Source organism: Sinomonas gamaensis (assembly GCF_005876955.1).
Lineage (GTDB): Bacteria > Actinomycetota > Actinomycetes > Actinomycetales > Micrococcaceae > Sinomonas > Sinomonas gamaensis.
This window is the reverse complement of sequence record NZ_SSCL01000015.1, coordinates 1-21,605: the sequence shown is the minus strand read 5'-3', so window position 1 is coordinate 21,605 and position 21,605 is coordinate 1. Positions and strand designations below refer to the sequence as shown.

General features: G+C 64.7%; 18 protein-coding genes. 10 read left to right on the top strand and 8 right to left on the bottom strand.

Going from position 1 to position 21,605, the window contains the following annotated elements:
* The first annotated feature begins 21 nt into the window (after nucleotides 1-21).
* Both E5679_RS16985 and E5679_RS16980 read left to right on the top strand, forming a co-directional pair.
* Nucleotides 22-840 (top strand): histidine phosphatase family protein, encoded by an 819-nt coding sequence (locus E5679_RS16985; protein WP_138418057.1) that lies wholly within the window; start codon nucleotides 22-24, stop codon nucleotides 838-840.
* A complete protein-coding gene (locus E5679_RS16980; protein WP_171042425.1) occupies nucleotides 824-1,759 on the top strand; it encodes an ADP-dependent NAD(P)H-hydrate dehydratase in 936 nt (311 codons plus the stop codon). The genes E5679_RS16985 and E5679_RS16980 overlap by 17 nt, the downstream gene beginning before the upstream one ends.
* A 21-nt stretch (nucleotides 1,760-1,780) precedes the next feature.
* On the opposite strand, the gene E5679_RS16975 is transcribed toward E5679_RS16980, so the two are convergent.
* Entirely contained in the window at nucleotides 1,781-2,350 is a 570-nt protein-coding gene (locus E5679_RS16975; RefSeq protein WP_138418055.1) for a hypothetical protein, read from the bottom strand.
* A 203-nt stretch (nucleotides 2,351-2,553) separates the two neighbouring features.
* Here E5679_RS16975 and E5679_RS16970 point away from each other — a divergent pair, with 203 nt between their 5' ends.
* Together E5679_RS16970 and E5679_RS16965 are read left to right on the top strand one after the other, a co-directional pair.
* Nucleotides 2,554-2,922, top strand: a complete 369-nt coding sequence (locus E5679_RS16970) for a hypothetical protein (RefSeq protein WP_138418053.1) — start codon at nucleotides 2,554-2,556, stop codon at nucleotides 2,920-2,922.
* 417 nt (nucleotides 2,923-3,339) lie between these two features.
* Nucleotides 3,340-4,737 (top strand): MFS transporter, encoded by a 1,398-nt coding sequence (locus E5679_RS16965; RefSeq protein ID WP_138418051.1) that lies wholly within the window; start codon nucleotides 3,340-3,342, stop codon nucleotides 4,735-4,737.
* Between the two features lie 112 nt (nucleotides 4,738-4,849).
* On the opposite strand, the gene E5679_RS16960 is transcribed toward E5679_RS16965, so the two are convergent.
* From E5679_RS16960 to E5679_RS16945, 4 genes are all read right to left on the bottom strand, one after another.
* Nucleotides 4,850-6,103 carry a metal-dependent hydrolase family protein gene (locus E5679_RS16960; RefSeq protein WP_138418049.1) on the bottom strand — a complete coding sequence of 418 codons (1,254 nt, stop codon included), beginning with the start codon at nucleotides 6,101-6,103 and terminating at the stop codon, nucleotides 4,850-4,852.
* A gap of 66 nt (nucleotides 6,104-6,169) precedes the next feature.
* On the bottom strand, nucleotides 6,170-6,625 hold the full coding sequence (locus tag E5679_RS16955; RefSeq protein ID WP_138418047.1) for a GAF domain-containing protein: 456 nt from the start codon (nucleotides 6,623-6,625) through the stop codon (nucleotides 6,170-6,172).
* A gap of 43 nt (nucleotides 6,626-6,668) precedes the next feature.
* The gene (locus E5679_RS16950) at nucleotides 6,669-8,342 is read right to left on the bottom strand and encodes a hydantoinase B/oxoprolinase family protein (protein ID WP_138418045.1); all 1,674 of its coding nucleotides are present in this window, start codon (nucleotides 8,340-8,342) and stop codon (nucleotides 6,669-6,671) included.
* 10 nt (nucleotides 8,343-8,352) lie between these two features.
* Nucleotides 8,353-10,404 (bottom strand): hydantoinase/oxoprolinase family protein, encoded by a 2,052-nt coding sequence (locus E5679_RS16945; RefSeq protein WP_138418043.1) that lies wholly within the window; start codon nucleotides 10,402-10,404, stop codon nucleotides 8,353-8,355.
* 480 nt (nucleotides 10,405-10,884) lie between these two features.
* On the opposite strand from E5679_RS16945, the gene E5679_RS16940 reads away from it, so the two are divergent.
* Nucleotides 10,885-12,174 (top strand): MFS transporter, encoded by a 1,290-nt coding sequence (locus E5679_RS16940; RefSeq protein WP_338055919.1) that lies wholly within the window; start codon nucleotides 10,885-10,887, stop codon nucleotides 12,172-12,174.
* Nucleotides 12,171-13,001, top strand: a complete 831-nt coding sequence (locus E5679_RS16935) for an aspartate/glutamate racemase family protein (protein WP_138418042.1) — start codon at nucleotides 12,171-12,173, stop codon at nucleotides 12,999-13,001. The genes E5679_RS16940 and E5679_RS16935 overlap by 4 nt, the downstream gene beginning before the upstream one ends.
* Nucleotides 13,002-13,123: 122 nt before the next feature.
* On the opposite strand, the gene E5679_RS16930 is transcribed toward E5679_RS16935, so the two are convergent.
* The 3 genes from E5679_RS16930 to E5679_RS16920 all read right to left on the bottom strand — a co-directional run bounded on the left by E5679_RS16930 (nucleotide 13,124) and on the right by E5679_RS16920 (nucleotide 16,591).
* A complete protein-coding gene (locus tag E5679_RS16930; protein WP_138418040.1) occupies nucleotides 13,124-14,407 on the bottom strand; it encodes a helix-turn-helix domain-containing protein in 1,284 nt (427 codons plus the stop codon).
* Between the two features lie 199 nt (nucleotides 14,408-14,606).
* A complete protein-coding gene (locus E5679_RS16925; protein ID WP_138418038.1) occupies nucleotides 14,607-15,689 on the bottom strand; it encodes a DUF917 domain-containing protein in 1,083 nt (360 codons plus the stop codon).
* Nucleotides 15,686-16,591, bottom strand: a complete 906-nt coding sequence (locus tag E5679_RS16920; RefSeq protein ID WP_249336203.1) for a hypothetical protein — start codon at nucleotides 16,589-16,591, stop codon at nucleotides 15,686-15,688. Before E5679_RS16920 ends, E5679_RS16925 begins: the two co-directional genes overlap by 4 nt.
* Before the next feature lie 662 nt (nucleotides 16,592-17,253).
* Here E5679_RS16920 and E5679_RS16915 point away from each other — a divergent pair.
* From E5679_RS16915 to E5679_RS16900, 4 genes are all read left to right on the top strand, one after another.
* The gene (locus tag E5679_RS16915) at nucleotides 17,254-18,027 is read left to right on the top strand and encodes an IclR family transcriptional regulator (protein WP_138418035.1); all 774 of its coding nucleotides are present in this window, start codon (nucleotides 17,254-17,256) and stop codon (nucleotides 18,025-18,027) included.
* 122 nt (nucleotides 18,028-18,149) lie between these two features.
* On the top strand, nucleotides 18,150-19,502 hold the full coding sequence (locus E5679_RS16910; protein ID WP_138418033.1) for an MFS transporter: 1,353 nt from the start codon (nucleotides 18,150-18,152) through the stop codon (nucleotides 19,500-19,502).
* 2 nt (nucleotides 19,503-19,504) lie between these two features.
* On the top strand, nucleotides 19,505-21,121 hold the full coding sequence (locus tag E5679_RS16905) for an arylsulfatase (protein ID WP_138418031.1): 1,617 nt from the start codon (nucleotides 19,505-19,507) through the stop codon (nucleotides 21,119-21,121).
* A gap of 207 nt (nucleotides 21,122-21,328) precedes the next feature.
* A partial coding sequence (locus tag E5679_RS16900) for an SUMF1/EgtB/PvdO family nonheme iron enzyme (protein ID WP_249336202.1) occupies nucleotides 21,329-21,605 on the top strand: 277 nt, incomplete at its 3' end.

Here is a 21,605-nt window from a genome sequence, read left to right as displayed (position 1 = left end):
CGAGGATGAGGTGATTGCTGGATGGACACTTCAGCGAACAGGGATTCAGCCAACGGGGCTTCGCCCGACGACCACGGCCTGACCGAGGCCGTCCAGGAGGCCGGGGCGGTCGAGTTGCTGCTGATCCGCCACGGTGAGAGCGAAGGCAACGTCGCGGCCACCGAGGCGCGCGAGGCTGGAGTCGAGGTCATCGACGTCCCCGCCCGCGATGCGGACGTCAACCTGTCCGGAACCGGTCGGGACCAGGCCAAGGCGCTGGGCACCGCCTTGAGCCGGATCGCCACGGAGCTGCGCCCGGACGCAGTGGTGTCCTCCCCGTACGCGAGGGCCCGTCAGACCGCCGAGATCGCCGTGGAAACAGCGGGCTGGCCTGTGCAGGTGCGCACCGACGAGCGGCTGCGCGACCGCGAACTCGGCATCCTGGATCGGCTCACGCGGCTGGGCGTGGAGAACCGGTATCCCGAGGAGTCCGAGCGCCGCGAGTGGCTCGGCAAGCTGTACTACCGTCCGCCGGGCGGCGAATCCTGGGCTGACGTGGCGCTGCGGCTCCGCTCGGTCCTGGCGGAGCTGAACAACCTGGGCATGGGACACCGGGTGATGCTGGTGTGCCACGACGCGGTGATCATGCTGTTCCGGTACGTGCTGGAAGGCCTCAGCGAAAAGGAACTGCTGGACCTGGCAGCCAGGGAAACCATCCTCAACGCCTCGCTGACCCGGTTCGTCCGTCCCAGCGGCGTGGGACCGTGGACGCTGGAGAGCTTCAACGTGGCCGATCACCTGAGGGAGCAGGGCGTCGCGGTGACCGAGCACGCCGGAGACACCAGTGTCCGGCCGCAGTGATTCCTCCAACGCCACCCTGGTGACACCGTCGCTCCTGCGGGAGTGGCCTCTCCCGGCCCCCGGCCAGGACAAATACTCGCGCGGGTCCGTGCTGGTCATTGGCGGGGCCCGGGCCACCCCCGGCGCGGCGCTGCTGGCCGGGGTCACGGCCCTCCGGGCCGGGGCCGGGAAGCTCACACTGGCCGTGGCCGAATCGGCGTCCGTGCAGCTGGGAGTGGCGTTGCCCGAGTGCGGTTCGATCGGGCTGCCGGAGACCGCGGAGGGCTCCGTGAAGCCTGAGCTGGACCGGATTTCCTCCTATCTGGACAAGGTGGACACGATCCTGGTGGGGCCGGGGCTGGACGACCTCGACCTTGCCGGGCAGTTGCTGGCCGCATTGCTCGAACGCGAGGCCTCGGGTGCCGGCCAGTCCGGCGGCAACCCTGATGGCCGGGGAGGTCCCGCCGTCGTCCTCGATGCCTACGCACTGGGCGCGCTGGTGCGGCTGGAGGACCAGGTGGACCCGTGGCGCGGCCGCCTGATCCTCACCCCGAATCCCACCGAGGCAGGGGTCCTGCTGGGCCGGGACGCAGACGACCTCGAAAAGGACCTGGCCGAGATCTCCGAGAGGTTCGACGCCGTGGTCAGCTGCCAGGGGCTGATCGCCCAGCCGGCCGGACTGCATGCCGAGGAACCGGAGCTGTGGAAGATCGGCACGGGATACGGCGGTCTAGGTACTTCTGGGAGTGGGGATGTCCTCTCTGGCGCGATTGCCGGGCTCCGGGCCCGGGGAACCAGCAGCGCGCAGGCAGCCTGCTGGGGCACTCACCTGCATGCCTCGGCCGCCGACCGTCTGGCCAGCAGGCTGGGTCCCCTCGGGTTCCTGGCCCGCGAACTTGCCGACGAACTGCCTGCGCTCATGCTGGAGCTGAGCGTCTGAGTGCTCTGATCCCCGACCTCGTTAGTCTTGGCGGGGGGTGACGCAGGCGTCGCCGACGAATGCCCCAGCGAAGGATGGCGCGCCGAGGGCGCCGGCCGCCTGGGCAGTCAGCGTCAGCCCCGCAGCCGTCCCGAAGCATGCTGGCACGCTCCCGCCGATCGGCTGGACGGGCCCGAGCGTGAACAGGTCGACCCGGCGGGCAAGCCGCTTGCCGTTCAGCCGGCCTTTGGCGTCGAGTACACCTTTGCCGAGGTTCACGTCGAAATGCGTGAGACGCAGGGACCCGCCGCCGACCGGTGAGAACTGGAGGCCGCCAGAGTGCTCGACGACGTTGCCCTCAACATGGGTGATGGGGAACACCAGTTCGGCACGGCCGCCGGGAGCGACCAGGGCACCCGGAGCTATCGGCTTGACCTTGAGGGTCCCCACGAGCACGGGCACCAGCGCCGGGTTGAGCACCACTGTCGTGGCGCCGCGTTCCCCGCCGGGCTCCCACCCGCGCGAGTCGGCGTGGGCCGCCGGGGCGAGCAGGACGGTTGAGGCCAGGACGGCGGCAGAGGCCGCAACTGCAGCAAGGCGACGATTGGGCATTTTCTTTCACTCCAGACAGCAAGGGCCTTCACGGCCGCGACTTCCGCTGAGGCAGTCGAGGTACTTGGGCTCCCTCTAGAAGCTATCTCGATGATCGAGTATCTCGACTGTCGAGAAACATTGTGGCCTTGCGCGCTCTCCATGGCAACCCCTCCGAGGCAATTCCCTTGCTTGCTGAAAATCCCGTGGGGTAGTGCTCTCTCATGCAGCGGAACCAGTTGGCGCGAGCGCAGGGGCTGTTCAACGTGGTGAGCGGTTCGTGGCCGCTGGTACACCGGAAGAGCTTCGAGCTGGTATTCGGCCCCAAGGCTGAGTGGTGGCTCGTGCAGACGGTCGCAGGACTGCTCGTCGGGAACGGCCTCATGCAACTGCTGTCGGCCCGCGACGCGGATAACCTGGCGTCCGCACGCCGGGTCGGAATATCGACGGCGGCCACTCTTCTTGCGATCGACCTGCGCTACGGGGTGTCGGGGCGCATCAAGCCCACATACCTTCTGGATGTTCCGGTGGAAGCAGCATGGATCGCATTGTGGCTCAGGAGCGGCATTTCCCAGGATAAGCGCCATCGATAACTGGAAAGGCCATCGGTAGCGGGAAATGCCTTGATAAACCCTATAAACCGAATTCCGATATGGGGAAATTAGGGCAGTTGCTGACAGGTGCTGGATCAGAAAGGGCTGCTCACTGAGCGGCCTCTGGGCCTGTGCAGCGCCGCCGCGGCCCCGGTGATGGTGCCGGTGATGGTGCCGGTCCTGCCTTTCGGACCCGGTCATAACGGATCCCTATCTGGGGACACAAAAGCCGTCTTTGTGTGACTCGCACCTCAAACGCTACTTTTTATGTGAGGCCAGTTTGCAAAGCCGTACCAGCACACGATCGTCATGCGAGAGAGCTCACGGCGGGACTAACCGGAAATTCCCCTCGAGGTCTCTTTCCGCAGCCCACGCTTGCGGGCAGGCCGCTGTTCATCCACCGCCAATGGAGTCCAAATGACTGAAACCACACTCCCCAGAAAGACCCCGGTCAGGGCGGCCGTCGCGGCCTGGATCGGCACGACGCTCGAGTACTACGACTTCGCGGTGTACGGCACCGCGTCGGCGTTGGTCCTGAACGTCCTCTTCTTCTCGCCGCAGCTGCCCGAGGGCATCAGCGTGCTGCTGTCCCTGGTCACCTTCGCGGTCGGCTACGCGGTACGACCCCTCGGTTCCCTCATTCTGGGCCCGATGGGCGACCGCTTCGGCCGCAAATTCGTCATGATGCTCACCCTGTTCGGCATCGGCGGCTGCACCTTCCTGATCGGCTGCCTCCCGACCTACTCCCAGATCGGTGCCGCGGCCCCCATCCTGCTCGTGGCGATCCGCGTCATCCAGGGCCTGTGCCTCTCCGGCGAGCAGCCCAGCGCGATCACCATGAGCTTGGAGCACTCCTCCGATCGCCGCCGCGGGTTCATCAGCAGCTTCACGACCCTGGGTGCCTCCTCCGGCACGCTGCTCACGCTGCTGCTCTTCATCCCGATCGCCGCGATGCCCTCGCAGCAGCTGCTCTCCTGGGGCTGGCGGCTCCCGTTCTGGTTCTCCGCCGTCGTGGTGGTTGTCGCCTACCTGATCCGCCGCCATGTCCAGGAGCCGCCGGAGTTCATCGAGGCGCAGCGCACCAAGGTCAACGTCGCCCCGCTCAAGCACGTCCTGCGCTTCCACTGGCGCGCCGTGCTCCGGATCGTCTTCTGCGCGCTCATCGCCGGCACCAGCTACATGATGCAGACCTTCTCGGTGGCCTTCGGAACCTCCGGGTACAAGCTGGACAAGCCGACCATGCTCCTGACCACCACCGTCTCGGCCGTGGTCGCCCTGGCCATCACCCCCCTGGCAGGGTTTCTCGTCGACAAGGTCGGCCGCAAGACGATGTTCCTCAGCGGAACGATCGGCGTCGGCATCACGATGGCGCCCTACCTCTGGTCGATCACGACCGGCAACTGGACGCTGATCTTCCTGTTCGGCATCATCAACTACTCCTTCTTCTACTCGATGGTGAACGCGTCCTGGCCCTCGTTCTTCGCAGAGATGTTCCCGGGCCGACTGCGCGTCTCCGGACTCGCCCTCGGCACGCAGATCGGCTTCGCCATCTCCGGCGTCATCGGCCCCGTTCTCGCCACAGCACTCGCGGGAGCCAACCTCAAGGATTGGGTCGGCCCGTCCATGGTCGCGATCGGGTTCATGCTCTTCGCCGGGATCTCCGCGCTCACGGGCAAGGAGACCCGAAAGTACACCCTCAAGGAGCTCGACGACGTGCAGCAGAGCGAGCGGGAGAAGGCCGCCGTCACTGCCGCGATCGAAATCCCGACCGGGGTCACTCGCGATCTCGCTGCTAAGCCCGGCCCAGCGAAGTGACGGGTTGTCGCACGTCTGAGCCGCAGTAGTCCACCCGTGCGCGGTGTTGGGGTTGGGTTTCAATTGCCCACCCCGACACCGCGCACTTCGCGGATACGATGTCCCTCGGCTTTCAGGCGACAGGAACGTCCAACGTGAAATTCGCCGCACCCCGAAGCGCACCAGGGGAGATGACCTGCCCGCCCTTGACGACGGTACGCGCCTTGCTTTCGTCCCACAGGATCGATGCGTCATCGAACGGATTCCCGTCCAACACCACCAAGTCCGCACAGGACCCTTCGGCGATCCTTCCCAGGTCACCACGCCGAAGGAGGGCGGCGTTGACTGAGGTTGCCGACCGGAGGGTGCCGTACACGCCGAGCACTTCACACTGCAGGCGGAGTCCGGCCAGCTGCTCGTTTTCCAGTTCACCCATGAGGTCTGTCCCGAACCCAATCCGGACCCCGGCGTCTCGGGCCAGTGCAACGGCGTTCTTCCCGGCCTCGAGCACTTCCCGGTTCTTGGCCGCTCCCACGTCGGTGAGGCCGACTTCCTGTCCGCGTCGTTGCATGGCCTCGTAGGTCACCAGGGTGGGAACCAGATAGACGTCCTTGTCAGCCATGAGCCTGGCGGTTTCCACATCCAGCAGATTGCCGTGTTCGATGCAGCGAACCCCGTTGAGCACTGAATGGCGAATGGCGTCGGGTGAATATGCGTGGGCCGTAGCGTAGCTGCCCCGACGGTTAGCCTCCTCCGTGACGATGCGGATTTCCTCCGCGCTGTACTGCGGAACCCGGATCGGATCGACTGGTGAGATGACGCCTCCGGAGGTCATGAGCTTGATGGCGGAGGCACCTGTACGGAATCGGTGACGCACCGCCCGTAGCAGGTCATCCGCGCCGTCCACCACTTCGCACATGTGGCCGCCATGGAAGCAACCTCCGTCGTTCGCCGCCCGGATATCACCGTGGCCGCCCGTCTGGCTCAGTGCCGGTCCCGTGAAGAAGTAGCGCGGACCAGGGTACAGGCCCTCTTCGATGGCGTTGGCAAGTCCAACGTCACCTCCCGCTACGTCACGAACGGCAGTGAATCCTCGCGAAAGCGCAGCCGCGAGGCGCCTGGCCCCGGTGAGCGCGGAATAGCTGAGTGGCCCGGTCTCATTCGCGGCGGACGTCAGGCTGAGCGCGTAAGCATGAAAATGCGCATCGATGAGTCCGGGAATCACGGTGCGGCCGCCGGCGTCAAGGACGACACCGGCCTCTTCCGCCTCCCGTCCCACGGCCGTGATCCGGCCATCCCGGATGCTGATAGAGCCCTCAGACAGTTCAGGTGATTCGCCGTCGAAAATGAGGGCATTCCGTATCGTCAGGCTTCCCGGAGTGGTCACGGGTGTTTCCTTCCTGCGGTCCTTCGCGGGGCGGCCCCCCAATTCGGTGCCCGCCCCGCGAAGAAACTAGTTGGCGTTGGCAAGGGCTTCTTCGACCAGCTGGACGGATCGCCGTGCAAGATCAACGGCTGCGTCCACCGAATTCTGGTCATAGCTGCCCTCAGGGGCGAGGAAGTTCATGGAACCGATGGTCTGGCCGCTGCTCACGACCGGGACGTTCACAATCGCCCCGCAGCCCAATTCCTCGATCGTCGCCGAATCGAAGAAGAATGAGCGGACCGCTTCCCTGTCCGCTCCCAGGAACGGCTGCTGTCCGCTGAGCACCTGCTCCAGCCACACCCGGTTCGTGTCCCCGGCTAGGGTCTTCTTCCCGCCCACGGGGTACGCATCGGGATGGGTGGTGTAGACGCGGGCCATGCTAGCGCCGTCGTCGGCAATGACTGAGACGGTAAAGAGAGTGACGCCGACTGCTTTCCGGGCCTCTGCGTACACGTCGTCGAAGGATTCAAATGGGGAACTCATGGAGTCCTCTCTTCCTGGATAGGAACTCATCCGCCGGGGAGGCCTAGTAGCCGTAGTGGGTCTTGGCGAAGTCCTCGGTGATGAAACCGTTGACGATGTCGTAGGTGATGGCCTCGCGGGAGCGCTTGGAGACGTCTCCGAAGCCGCCGCCCCCTCCCACGGAGAGGCGGACGACGTCGCCGGCCTTGACCTTGCGGGCGTTCGCCTTCAGGGTGCGCACCTCATCGGCGCGTCCGGGGTTGATCACAACTTCCGGGCCCTGTGCGTCCGATCCCCCGAAAAGCCCCCAGGCCGGGGTCTTTGACCGTTCGAACCAGAGCCCGACCACGCAGTCTGCCAGGAATTCGTATTCGCGCACTACGCCGTTGCCGCCGCGGTACTGCCCCGGTCCGCCGGAGTTGGGGCGAATGGAGTACTCGTTGATCCGGAACGGGTAGCGGGTCTCCAGCATCTCGATGGGCAGATCCTTGAGTGAGCCGTTGACGTTGTTGATCATGGCTGATTCACCATCCGTGCCCTGCCAGGCACCCCAACCGCCCAGCGTGGCTTCCATCGTGACGAAGTTCCGGCCGAAGCGGGTGTCGAAGCCTGCAGTGGTGATGATCATCGAGTCACCATGGCTGGCGCTGGCGACGCGTTCGGGCATGGCCGGGGCCATTGCCCTGGAGACGAGGTCGATCAGCAGACCGAGGTGGGAGAAGTACCACTGGCACGCGGCCGGTGTCACGGCACCCAGCACCGAGCCGGACCGCACCTGGGTGGTCATTGGCCGGAAGGAACCGCCGTTGGAGTTGGACTCAGGGCTGACGAGGAGCTTGTACCCCACGCGCAGTGCCGAGACGGCCTGAGCCGCACCACAGTTGACCGGGCCCAGGGTCTGGTCCGCCGACCCGGTGACGTCGAAGTCAATCCTGTCATCCTCGACGGTGATCCGCAGCTTGATAGGAATGGGAGTGTCCAGATCGATGCCGTCGTTGTCGAGGAAACCCTCGGCCTCGTACACGCCGTCGGGAATGTTGCGGACGGTCGCGCGCTCGATTTCCTCGGTCTGGCGGAAGATCTCATCCCGGGCGGCATCCAGCTGCTCCACCCCGTACCTGTCCACGAGCTCCTTCATGCGGGTGGTCCCCATCCGGAGGGCCGCGATCATCGCATGCATGTCACCGATGGTCTGGTAAGGGAAGCGCACGTTAGTCCGGATCAGATCCACGACAGAAGTCTCGATTCCGGCTTCGACCAGCTTGACCGGCCCCATCCTGAAGCCTTCCTGGAAGATGTCCGTCGAGTCCATCGAGCCGCCGACGTCCTTGGATCCCATGTCCATCCAGTGCGCACGGGTGGCCGCGAATCCAACCACCGCGCCGTCGTCGAAGATTGGAGCGAAAAGGGTCACATCGTTCAGGTGAGTGCCACCCAGATAGGAATCGTTGAGGATCCAGATGTCCCCCTCCTGCCAGACCGTGCGGCCGTACATCTCCTCTACGGCGATCGAACACGTTTCGAGGTTGCCGAGGAACAGCGGCAGGCCGGCGGACTGTCCGAGCACGCGGTGTTCGGTGTCCAGTAGGGCCACGACACAGTCGCCGCCCTCGTAGAGGATGGGCGAGTAGGCGGAACGGATCAGGGTGGCGTTCATGTCATCCGCGGCGCTGGTGAGCGCGTTGCGAATGATTTCGACGGTGACCGGATCCAGGGTTTTGACTGCTGCAATTGTCATTTTCGGTGCCTCAGTTTCCTTCGACCTCTTCAGAGCGGATGATCAGGGAGCCGAACTCGTCGACCTCGACGTTGAACCCGGGGGGAACCACGGTGGTGGCGGTCTGTTCCACGATGATGGCGGGACCGTCGAATGTGTGGCCGGCGCCGAGGTCGTCGCGGCGGACGACGGTGGTGTTGTGCTCGACGTGGTCAAAGACCACCTGGCGGATTTCGTGCTTGAACTCCGGGCCTTGGGCTGTGACGTAGCTGGGAGCTTCCAGCCGTCCCAGGTCACCGACAGCCTGTGTGCGCAGCGTGACGATTTCGATGGGGGCACCGAGGTTGGAGTGGCCGTAGCGCTCGTGGTACATGGCGGAGAAGCGGCGTGCGAGGTTGGCGACGAAATCGGGAGACTCGGGCTCGTCCGCGGACGTCAGCGGAACGTTCAGCGAGAACTCCTGGGACTGATAGCGGACATCCACGGACGCCTTCGTTGCGCGGCTTCCCTCCGGGACGCCCTCGGAGACCAGTGACGACAACCCTTCGACTTCCATGGAGCGCAGGATGGCGGCCATGTCCGCCACGTCGATGTCTTCGTCGAGGTAGAAGTAGGGTTCGGAGAAGTCCTTGCGGATGTTGGTTTGCAGCATTCCCCAAGCGGAGAAGGCTCCGGGGAAGCGGGGAACGACTGTTTCCGGGATGCCGAGTTCCTTCGCGAGGAAGACTGCGTGCATGGGTCCGGCTCCGCCGAAGGCGACGAGGGAGAAGTCCCGGGGCTCGATGCCACGGGAGATCGTGATGGTCCGAATGGCCTGAGCCATCTGGGAGTTGGCTACATCGCAGATGCCTTCCGCCATGGCGATGGGGTCCAACCCGAGTTGGTCACCTACTGTCTTCAGCGCTGTTATGGCTGCCTCACGGTCCAAGGCGACCTGTCCGCCGGCGAACCAGTCGGGGTCCACACGGCCAAGCACCAGGTTGGCATCGGTGACGGTCGGTTCCGTCCCGCCGCGGCCGTAGCAGGCCGGTCCGGGGTTGGCTCCTGCAGAACGGGGTCCCACCCGCAGCCCGCCGGCTTCGAGCCAAGCGACGGAGCCGCCACCGGCGCCCACGGTGTGGATGTTGACCACGCTCATGAGCATCGGCAGGCCTTCTAGGTGGGCTTCCGTGGAGACGTCCGGTTTGCCGTCGACCACCAGGGAAACGTCAAAGGATGTGCCGCCCATGTCCACACCGATGAGGTTGCGATTTCCCGTGACACCGGCCAGTTCAACGTCGCCCATTGCGCCTCCGACCGGACCGGAAAGCAGTGTCTGCAGCGGTCGCTTGCGAGCGGACTCGGCGGTGAGGACGCCGCCGGAGGACTGCATGATGTGCAGTGGGGCTTCCACTCCCCGGTCAGTCAGCTTCTCTTCCAAGTCCAGGAGGTAGTTCCGTACGACCGGACCCGTGTAGGCCTCGACGACGGCGGAGGAAGTGCGCTCGTATTCGCGCCATTCCTTGGCTGCTTCGTGCGAAAGGGAGACCGTGAACTCTTCCCCGAGCTCCTCGATCAGGATCTGCCGGGCCCTGAGTTCGTGCGAGGGGTTCTTGTAGCTGAACAGGAACGCAACGGCGACAGCGCCGTAGCCCTCGTCCACTGCCCGGCGCGCTGCTTGGCGGACGGCCATTTCGTCCAGCGGCACGAGTTCTTGACCTTGACTGTCCAGCCTGCCACCGACGCCGACCACATCCTTGCGCTCCACCAGCGGGGCGGGCTTGCGGTACTGGGCGTTGTAGAGCTCGAGACGCGGGCCACGGGCGATGTGATAGGTGTCCTCGATGCCGGCCGTAGCCAGCAGCAGCACAGGAACTCCGCGGCGTTCGAGGAACGCGTTCAGACCCTGGGTCGTGCCGTGAACCAGGAAGTCGATGTCCGAAAGGTCATCGACTATCGATTCGAGGCCTGCGATCACACCGGCACTCAGGTTCCCTGGCGTGGTCGACGCTTTCGTTGCCGTGTAGGTTCCGGCGGCCTGGTCGTACGCCACAATGTCCGTGAAGGTTCCGCCGATATCCATCGACACCCTGTAATTGGGCATCTGTATCTCCTCATGTTTGTGGAATGGCACTTTGTGTGTGGGAACACGCTACGTAGCGGCCAGACCAAGATGGCGGGCATAGTGCACTGTTCCGCTGACACTGAAGTGGCAGAGTGCATAGGGGGCCTCGGACCTCAGTCTGTCGTCGGCGAAGCTGCGAGGGGTTGAGGTTTCGGACAGCAGTGCTGAGTGCCTAAACCGAGACAGCAAAAAAGTGCAGACTGAACACAGTCTGCGCGACGTCGATTTGTAGTGTGAGCCCAATCACTCGGCAGCAGGCTCGGACATGCTGCTCCGAGTAGAGGCCTGGATGAGCTGTCCAAGGTGCACTGTGCATTCCTTGATAACCGGACGGTTCTCCGTGCACAGGAACGCTGCCGTACGTCTTATCCCGTCCACCATATCGGAGGTCATGACATGTCCAATATCGACCCACTCATTTCAGGGCCAGGGCCCGGGACGGCGAGTCCACCTCGCTCCATGGCCGTGGGGCACGCGTTCCGCGACATGCCTTTCGGGTCCGTTCACATCAAAATCTGCGCGGTCCTCTTCTTCGCTTTCGCAATCGAAGCGTGGGAAATGCTCATGCTCACCTATGTTGCCAGCGATCTGGGGACGAGCCTTCAGGTCGGCATGACGGAGGTAGGAATCGCCATTTCGGCGCTCTTCCTGGGCATGATCCCCGGGTCACTCATTTGGGGACCCATCTCTGACCGGATCGGCAGGAAGGCCACGTGTGCGTGGAGCTTTGCCGGTTACGGCGTCTTTACGCTCCTGAGCTGCTTCGCGCCGGACTTTGAGATCCTCTCGGTGGCTCGCTTCCTCTCCGGGCTCTTGTTCTCCGGCGTCTTCACCGTGACTTTCCCGTATTTTGAAGAGCTGCTCCCGGTCAAGGTCCGTGGAAGGGCCACCGTCTATCTTGCTGCTGGCTGGCCGATTGGCACCTTGGCCGCCCTCGGCACCGCTGCCCTGATCGGAGGGCAGGGCTGGCGCTGGGTCATTGCTGTCAGCGCGCTTGCCAGTCTCTGGGGCATCGTCCTGTACAAGGTCGTTCCGGAATCCCCATACTGGCTCGCGAGGCGCGGCCGCAACGAAGACGCACACGATGTCCTCGACCATCTGGGGGCACGCGGCATTCCCCGTAGCACCGTCTTGACGGTCTCGCAGGGCAAGAAGCAGCCCATCTGGAGCCTCTTCAAGGGGAGGATGGGCCGGATCACGGTCATTCAGGTCCTCATCAACTTCACCTTCTCTTGGGGCTACTGGGGACTTCAAACGTGGATGCCCACGTTGCTTGAAGGCCGAGGACTGAGCGCCTCATCAAGCCTTTCCTTCATCGCTCTGAGCACGGTGCTCATGATCCCCGGATACATGTCGGCCTCGTACCTCACTGGACGATTCGGCCGCAAGTGGATCTTCACGATCTACGTCCTCGCTGCGGCAGGCGGCGGATTCTTCTTCGCGACAGCCTCGACTGAGACCGAGATGTACATCGGCATGTTCTCTCTGGCCTTCTTCGCCCTGGGAGCCTGGGGCGTCTGGGACACGTGGATGGGCGAGCTCTACCCCTCGGCCCTTCGTGGCTCTGGCTACGGGTCAGGGATTTTCGGTCAGCGAGTCGCAAACACGGTCGCGCCGAGTCTTGTCGGGTTCCTCCTGGCCTCCGCCACCGGAACCACCTCGACGATCCTTTTCATCAACATGTTCTTGTTTGCCACGGTCATCCTCGGCCTGTTCTTGCCCGAAACTGAAGGAAGTGAATTGGAATGATCAGCCCAAACAACCTCGAAGTCCTCTCGGAAAATGCCCGAATCCTGTGGATCAACCCGCTCTTCACAGATCTTTACAACAGCCCGATGGCGGATTCCTTCCGCCAGATAGTCCGTCCCGGTACTGAAGTCGATGTGGTCTCCCTCGACGGAGAGGGCCCTTCCCACATCGAATACAACGCCTTCGAAGCGCTCACGCTCCCGCAGGTGTTGCGCACCGTGCGGTGGGCGGAGGAAGAAGGCTATGACGCCGCCGTCATCGGTTGTTTTTACGACCCAGCGCTGCGGGCGGCGCGGGAAATCACCGATCGCATGGTGGTTGTGGGACCCGCGCACTCAGCGCTGAGCATCGCCGGCAGCCTTGGGGAGCGGTTCTCCATCCTCGTGGGACGGAGCAAATGGATTCCCGAGATGGCCGAGAACGTCCACCGCTGCGGCGCGTCAGATCGTCTTGCGTCATGGCGCGTGCTCGAGATGGGTGTAGACGACTTCCAGGAGGACCCGGCGCTCACGGAAAAGCGGATCATGAGCGAAGCCCGAAAGGCGGTCGAGGAAGACGGGGCAGACGTCGTCATCCTGGGCTGCACGGCCGAATTCGGATTCTTCCGAACAGTTCAGGACGAAATTGGCGTACCCGTCATCGACGCCACTGTGGCCCCGCTCAAGCACGCCGAGCAGCTCGTCGACTCGGTCCGTCGGTTCGGTTGGACGCACAGCAAGCGTCTGGGCTACGACGGGCCCACGGCCCAAGAGCGCGCGCGGTTCTTCCCGGCTCTCGAGCCGAAGCACATGGTCTCAATGACTTCGGCGTCGGTGTTGTCGAAATAAGGTCGGTGTTGTCGAAATAGGGTCGGTGTTGTCGAAATAGATTTGCCCTCCGGTCCCCGGATCCCGTGCCCGTCGAACAGTGCGACGGGTACGGGATCCGGGGACCGGTCTTGGCGTTTCGCCTAGTCTTGCGCGAAGCGCTGCAGCACTTTGGCGATGATGTGGACGGACAGCATCTCGGCCGGAATATCAAGCGGGACCCCGAGTTCCCGGGCCCGGTTGAGCCGGGCCTGCAGCGTGTTTCGGTGCAAGTTGAGGGATTTCGCGGCGAGGCTCACTGAGCTGCCGTGATCCAGGAAGACGGCCACGGCCTTGATGACGACGTCGCGATCAGGAGAGGCCATGAGTCGCGGCAGTGTCAGCTCGGCCACGAGCGCGACGGCATCCATGTCGACGAAGCTGGTAGCCGCGACCACCCCGAGGTTGGCAAGGCCAAGAACCGTGCCCGGCCCCATTGACCGGGACGATTCGGCAGCGAGCCGACCCTCACGCACGATCAACGCCAGTGCCGGACCATCTTCCTGCCACCTGGACAGTCCCACCACCAGGCCAAGCTCGGCAAGAGCCGCTCCCAGACGTGCCCTGATCCGGGTTTCGAGCTGGGTCGACGCGTCATGATCCTCGGCCGGCACGAGCGCGAGCCAACCGCCTTGAACCTCGGCCAACGGGCTGCGTGCTGTGACCTTGCGCCAGAGAAGGCGCAGCACGGCCGTCAGTTCGGGGCGATGGTCTTGCGCCCGTCCACTGCGGAACCACACTGCAACGTAGTGTTCCCCCTCGCGCCAGCCAAGCTGGTTCAGCAGATGGCGGTGCTTTTCCTCGAACTCCGCGCCGGACGCATCAGAGTCCTGATCCAATGCCGCGATCGCCGCCGTGGGAGTGGCACGGGCGCTGCTGAGTTGGTCTTCCAACAACCACGCAGCCTTCACCGCGGGCGTGGCGATCTCAAGTACTGAGCGCACCAGCCGGAGGTTGTGGACCCCAGAGGCGGGCACGCTTGCCGTGAGCGTGAAGCTGACCGCGCTATTGGGATCGCCGACTTCCACCGTGATGACTTCGTCAGTCTCCCGTGGAGGTATGCCCGCGGAGGCCAGGACCACCCCGTCGTAGCCCAGCAGAACTCCGATCCCGTCCAATTCCCTGGAAATAGTCTTGAGGACGTCACCAAGGGTGGTGTCCCCTGCGACTGCACGGGCTACCCGGGCCAGTTCAGCATCGACCACCGACAGGGAGGCTCCGATCTCGGCCGCCAGTGCCAAGGCAAGTGCTGCCGGGTCTCCGTCTGCGGCCAGAAGAGTGACGCCCAATCGCTGCGCCAGTCCGACCGCCGCGCTTGCATAGGTGCTGCCGGCCACGACGACGGCGCTGGCCCGCCGCTCCCACGCGTGGCGCAGTGCCGCGGACACCAGCCAGCCCCCGGATCCCATCTCCGCCGAGAGGACAACGACAGTGTTGGGACGCACCTGTCGGATTTCCTCAAGCTGGGAGACGAGGACAACGCTTTCTACCAACCCGCCGGATGGAGTGAGGTAGAGAGGCGTGGTGCCACGGAGAGAACCGTGCGCCAACAGCCCTGCAAGATCGAGCCGGGTTTCATTTTTCGATCTACGCATGTCGCCGCCTTGGGTGGCCTATCGGGATGCCGAAGGCCCTGGGCTCTGTGAGATCAAGGCCCGCCGCTGTGTACCACTGTGCCGCTGCCTCAATCTTCATGATGTCCACGACGTCGCCCACCTGGATGTCGTCGATGTTGACCACCGTGCCCTGCTCGGAATTGAGCAGGGTCACCATGTCCGGAACGGCTGCCGTTACCGCACCGTCCACGAGGACCAGCAGGATCTCATTCTGGATTTCAAGGTGGATGATGCGTCCGGTGCTTTCATCTTCGAGCATGATGCTGGACGGCTGCGCCGGCAGGCCGAGATCGGTGGGCCGGGAGAGGCTTTCGATGTGGCTCACGCGGGCCCGCGCGATGCGCGTGGTGCCGAGGAGCTCGGTGAGCATCAACAGCTTTCTCTCAACCGTGGTGTTCGCATCGAGGATTTGCCCGATCCGGATCATCCGACTGATGGAGCCGTGGACGCCGTGCTCCTTCAGCTGTCGCGCGGAACAGGGGTACATGGCCGTGGCTGCCCAGCCGCCCAGTTCGGTCACGAGGGCGCGCACTAGCGTTTCGGCCCGCTGCGGGCTTTCGACCTCGACCACCGCCCGTTCCCCGGTTACTCCCATGAGCGCAATAGGGCCGATCGCCACGTTTCCAATATTCAGCGTGGTTTGGCTGATCAAGGGGAAGACGCGGCCCATAGGATCGGAATCGATGACGGGCAGCGAGGACTGCAATCCCACCATGAGGGGAACGATTCCGTTGATGTTGGCGGCGGCAAGCGAATAGATTGCCCGCACTGAGCGTCCGAGACTGGCCTCGATGGCACGGATGCAACCGAGGAACTCATCACCTACGGGAGGCATGTCGGCGATGAAAAGGCCCTGCGTTACCATTCCGACCGCCACTACCAGATCTTCGGCAGCAAGCTCGTCAACGGTGATGAGTTCCAAGGGGCGGCCCTCCATCGCCCGCTGGATCATTTCTGCGTAGATATAGATAGCCGTCGGGTCGATTGTGCAGGTCAGGAAGTGGGCCCCGGTGCGGAGGTGCCGGACGTCTTCCGCGGTGATGAGGGTGCTCATGAGGTGCTTCGCAGGACGGCGGTGGGCAGCATGTGTTCCTCGTTGGCGTGGGTTTCTCCCGCGGCTTGGACCCGGATTCGAACGATTCCCGGGTTGCCGTAGGGCATGGCATAGACGTTCGACTCGACGATATGGGTTTGCCCTGGGCTAGCACCCAACTGGACCGCCGCCGAGTGGGCGTCCTCTTCAGCACGGTTCTGAACGCGTTGTAGGTCAGCCCGGCCACTGACGGTCTCGAGCCTGTCGATCCACGCCGTGAGCGGCGCCGCGGCCGAGCCCACCAGCGCGGCATCGTGCGACGACGGCAGAGTGGGCACCAGCTCGAAGGGCAGTGCCTCGTCCTGCCGTTCGCGGAGGTCGGCGACCACGGAGGGGAAGTCCCCGCGAACTGGATGATGGACGGTGTACGGCTCAAGAATGGCAGCGTTGCTGGCAAGGCTCGCCGCGAAGCCCTGGCGGATGACGCTTCTGGCGGCAGGCAGGCCTCCGCGGGTGTGGGCCACGGTCACTCCGCCGTCCGTGCAGAGAATGACTTCCCCCTCGGGTATTCCCGCCAGTGTGGCCGCGCCGAGGATCGCCATCGCGGGTTCGGCGTGCAACCCGTGGACGGGAGCCATTGCCAACCGCGACAGGGGCGCTCGACCGCCGTCGTTCTTTCCAAACGACAAGAGGCTGGCTGGGAATTGTCGTCGGCCCGCCTCCTCGAGCACGGCAGCCAACTCTTCCCCCGTCTCCATCAAGGCACTGTTGAGGATGGCGGTATAGTCACGGTCCCGGAAGACGCTGGAATAGAAGTCGCTGGAAATACTTATTCGCACATCTTTGTCATTGCTGAGGATGGCATCGGCTATGCGCGTTTCGTGCTCCTTTGACGCCGTCGAACCGACGGAAGTGATCGCCACGTTCCGTGCGCTGCCGGCGAGGATGCCGGGGAGATCAGCAAGGAACGACTGAAGGTTCAAGGGGGCGAGGGGCCGTCCCCGCAAGTCGTGGCCCCCGGCGACGTGCACGGTCCGGGTCACTGCCGGCTCAACAAGGGGTGGCAGCACCGTGTCGTGGAAAGCGTCCGCGGGGGGACGCGGCGAAATACGGATGGCGACGACGCTGGCCAGCTTCCGCTCCGCCAGAACCCGCCCGACGTCCGCGGTGATCTCCGTGATGCCGGACCCGAATTCCCGACGGAGTGCCGACAGGGCCGATTCCAGTGCTTCCGGCAAGCTGCTGGCGTGCACCTCCCGGGCGGGGGAAACTATAGTCCGCCCATCCAGAACAACGGTACGGCAGCTGGTTCCCTCTAGCCGCAGTCCCACTCTCATTGTTCAGAATCCTGCCTGTTGAGAGCCCACCACTAGTCGCCCTCTAATACTCCTCCAATCGCTATGCAAGGTCGCAACCTTGTCCCATTGTGCAGGACAGTGTCCCATCCGAGTGGTACATTCAGATTGGGATGGTCGAATAGCCACGTCAATGTCGAATAGCCACGTCAATGGCAGCCGCCGGCAGGGATTGTCGTTAGGCAGAGAGGGCCGTCGGCCGGAGGGCGGGCGGGGCGGAAGGGTGCACCGTGAGTGATTCTGCGAGGAAGGCCATAGAGATCCTGGATGCCCTCAGGTTCGCCCCCGAGGGGAGCAGTGCGCGGATCCTGGCCGCCCAGACGGGCATCCCGAAGAGCACGGTCCAGCGGCTCCTGCAGACCCTGGAGGAGACCCAGATGGTGGTCCAGGACCGCCGGCATCTGAGCTACCGGCTCGGGCCGCGGACGCTGATGTTGGGCATGGCGTACAAGCGCGGCCTCGACATCGGGCAGGTCGCGCTGCCGGTCCTGACCTCGCTCCGCGACCGGACGGGGGAGACTGCAGGCCTGTCGGTACGCGTTGGGGACGGCCGGATGTTCATTGAGGAGGTCCAGAGCGAGTCGGAGCTGCGTTTCGCATCCGAGCTCGGACGGCTCTACCCGCTCTGGTCCGGCGCCCCGGGGCGCATCCTGATGATGGACCTCTCCTCGGAGGAGGCGAACAGGGTGCTCGCCGCGGCCCATGTCACCACGAACGGCGTCCACTCCCCCATTGACCCGGACACAGTCCTGGCCCGGGTGGAAGAGGCCCGCCGGACGAACAGCGCCCGAGCCTACAACGAGACTCTGGACAACATCAGCTCCCTCGCCGTCCCCGTCCGAGACAGCGCTGGCTCCACGATTGCCGCGCTCTCCGTCTCGGGGCCGAGCGGGCGCCTGACGAACGAGCGGATGGATGTCATCCTGCCCGAGCTTTTCGGCGCCTCGCGTGACATCAGCCGCATGCTTGGCGTCGACTCCGCCTGGGCCTCCGTACCCCTCTGACCCGACCTTCTTGACAAAAGAGTGTGGTTCGGCTCACTCTCGAATAAGCAGCAAATGGGACACTGTCCCATTCGGCGGGACGACGGAACCTCTCAGTTTCTACAAAGATCAGGAGTCCAACGATGCGCTCTTATGCCGACGACACCCCACACCCCTCGAAGCCCCGGAGCGTGATCCTCGCGAGCGTCATGGGGTCGGTCATCGAGTGGTACGACTTCTTCCTCTACGCCACCATGGCCGCGCTTGTGTTCAACAAGGAGTTCTTCCCCCAGTTCGACCCCCTGATCGGCAGCCTTGTAGCGTTCGCGACGTTCGCCGCAGGCTTCGTCACCCGGCCGCTGGGGGGACTGATCTTCGGCCACTACGGCGACCGGCTGGGCCGGAAGAAGATCCTCGTGATCACCATGCTCATCATGGGAGGCTCCACCTTCCTCATGGGCGTCCTGCCAACCTACGGGCAGCTGGGCGTCGCCGCGCCGATCCTGCTGCTCCTGCTCCGAATGCTGCAGGGCATCGGTCTCGGCGGGGAGTGGGGCGGCGCGGCGATCCTGACCTTCGAGCACGCCCCCAATGGCCGACGCGGCTTGTTCAGCAGCTGGCCGCAGACGGGGGTGCCGCTCGGCCTCCTGGTCTCCACTGTCGCGGTGAACCTGGCGAGCTTGGGCGGGCAGAGCACCCTGGTCGACTGGGCCTGGAGGCTTCCGTTCATCGCCAGCGCGGTCCTGGTCCTGGTCGGGCTCTTCGTCCGGCTCCGGGTCACCGAGCCGCCGGCCTTCAAGGCCCTCCTCGAGGCCGACGAGCGCGTGAAGGTCCCGGCACTGGAAGTCATCCGCAAATACCCCAAGCAGATCCTCCTCGGAACCGGCGCCCGATTCAGCGAGAGCATCACCTTCAACGTCTACAACGCCTTCATCCTCACCTACACCACTCTGGTGCTGAAGCTGCCCGGCAGCGTCGCCCTGAACGGTCTCCTCATCGCCTCCGTCGTCGGCTTCGTCGTCATCCCGCTCGCCGGCGGCCTCTCGGACCGCTTCGGCCGCCGCCCCGTGTTCGCCATCGGCGCCGCCGTCGCCGTCCTGACGGCCTTCCCCGTCTTCGCGATGGTCGATTCGAAGATCCCCGGCCTGATCTGGGTCGCCCTCGTCATCGGCTGGGCGCTCGGGGCCTGCACCATGTTCGGCCCCGAAGCCGCCTTCTTCGCCGAGCTCTTCCCGGCCAACGTCCGCTACAGCGGCATGTCGATCGTCTACCAGTTCGGCGTCCTGATCTCTGGCGCGATCGCGCCTGCGCTCTGCGTCTGGCTGGTCTCCGAGTTCAAATCCACGGTCCCCGTCGCGCTGTACGTCATCGCCGCCGGCGTCATCGCACTGGTCTCCCTGAAGCTCTCCAAGGAAACCGCCCACGTTGACATCGACCGCGAGCTGATCCACGAGGCCGAAGAGAAGACCGCCGCCACCCCTCACCCAGGAAAGTGACAATGAACACCCCAACGACACGACCCAACATCGTCCTCGTCCTCGCCGACGACATGGGCTTCTCCGACATCGGATGCTACGGCGGCGAGATCGAGACCCCGAACCTGGACTCTTTGGCCGCATCCGGGACCCGGCTGACCCAGTTCTACAACACCGCCAGGTGCAGCCCCTCCCGAGCGTCCCTCATGACCGGCCTGCACCCCCACCAGACCGGTATCGGGATCCTGAACTACGATGACTCCCCTGACGGCTACTCCGGCACCCTGAACGAGTCCTGCGTCACGATCGCCGAAGTGCTCTCCGGCGCCGGGTACCGCACCTGCCTCTCCGGCAAGTGGCACATGGCCAGCGATCTGCACACGGTCACCGACAGCTGGCCCACCCGCCGCGGCTTCCAGCACTTCTACGGCACTCTCGAAGGCGCGGGAAGCTACTTCGAGCCCCGCACGCTGACCCGCAACGAGACGAACGTCGAACACGAGGCTTTCGACCCCGAGTTCTACTACACGGATGCCATAAGCGACAACGCCGTGGCATTTGTCGAGCAGCACGTCGCTGAGACCCCACAGGCCCCCCTCTTCCTCTATGTGGCATACACCGCCCCCCACTGGCCGCTGCACGCGCTCGAGGAGGACATCCGCAAGTACGCGGGGCGGTTCAGCGAAGGCTGGGACGAGCTGCGAACCCAGCGGCTGGAACGCCTGATCAAGGCCGGCATCATCGACCCCGCCTGGCCCCTCACCGACCGCGACCCTCGCGTCCCCGCCTGGGAGGACGTGCAGGAGAAGGACTGGGAGGCAGCTCGAATGGCGGTCTACGCCGCCCAAGTCGACCGCATGGACCAGGGGATCGGGCGCGTCGTGGCCTCCTTGAAGGAAAACGGCATGTTCGAGAACACGCTCTTCATCTTCCTCTCCGACAACGGCGGCTGCGCCGAGGAGATGCCCTTGGCAGAGGCGGAGAACTTCGTCTCGACCTACGTCGCCTTCTCGCCCACGACCCGCGACGGCCGCCCGGTCGTGCCGGGCAACGATCCCTCCCTGGTTCCGGGCCCGGAGACGACCTACGCCACCTACGGACGGCCCTGGGCCAACCTCTCCAACACCCCCTTCCGGGAATACAAGCACTGGATCCACGAGGGCGGCACCTCGACTCCCTTCATCGTCCACTGGCCTGAAGGCATCGAGGCGAAGGGCGCCATCCGCTCCCAGCCCCACCAGCTCACGGACGTGATGGCCACCGTCCTGGACATCACTGGCGCCGAGTACCCCGAGACGCGCGCCGGGCACCCCGTCCGCCCGCTCGAGGGCACGAGCATGCTCGACACCCTCCGCGACGACGCCGTCGACGACGAGCGCCTGCTCTTCTGGGAGCACGAAGGCAACTCCGGCGTGCGGAAGGGCAAGTGGAAGCTCGTGCGCAAGCACGCCCAGGAATGGGAGCTCTACGACATGATCTTGGACCGCACCGAACTCCAGGACCTCGCCGCCGAACACCCCGAACTCGTCCACAGCATGAAAGCCGCCTACGAGGAATGGGCCGCGCGCTGCGACGTCATCCCCCGCGAGAAGGTCCTAGAGCTCTACCGCAGGCGCGGCAAGGGCCTGCCCGCCGAGTAGGCAATCAGGCAGCAGTCTCAGCTGCACGGGCGACCGCCTGTCGCCCGTGCAGCCCCTGCGGAGGGCAGGAGCCGGCTCTGACTGCACAAGCCAGGCTCCGTTGGGTCGCGCGCCTCTTCAGAAGAAACCAGAGAAGTCATGGAATATGGTCCCCGCTGCTGCGCCGCGCCACGGGCGGCGCAGCAGCTACCGGTGATATTGCAGGCGATGCCGACGACGGATGCCGCGCCCCACGGGGTGCATCACGATGACGGCGCGGTTCCCGCGGGGGTCTTCCAGATGGGGGACGCGTTCGGGGAGGGGTACGCCACGGACGGGGAGACCCCGGTCCACGAGGTGGAACTCGGCGGCTTCCGAATCGACGCCACAACGGTGACGAACCAGATGTTCGCCGCCTTCGTCGAGGCCACCGGCTACCGCACCGAGGCCCAGCAGTACGACTCCTCCGCCGTCTTCCACCTCCTCGTCAAGGCGCCCGCGGAGG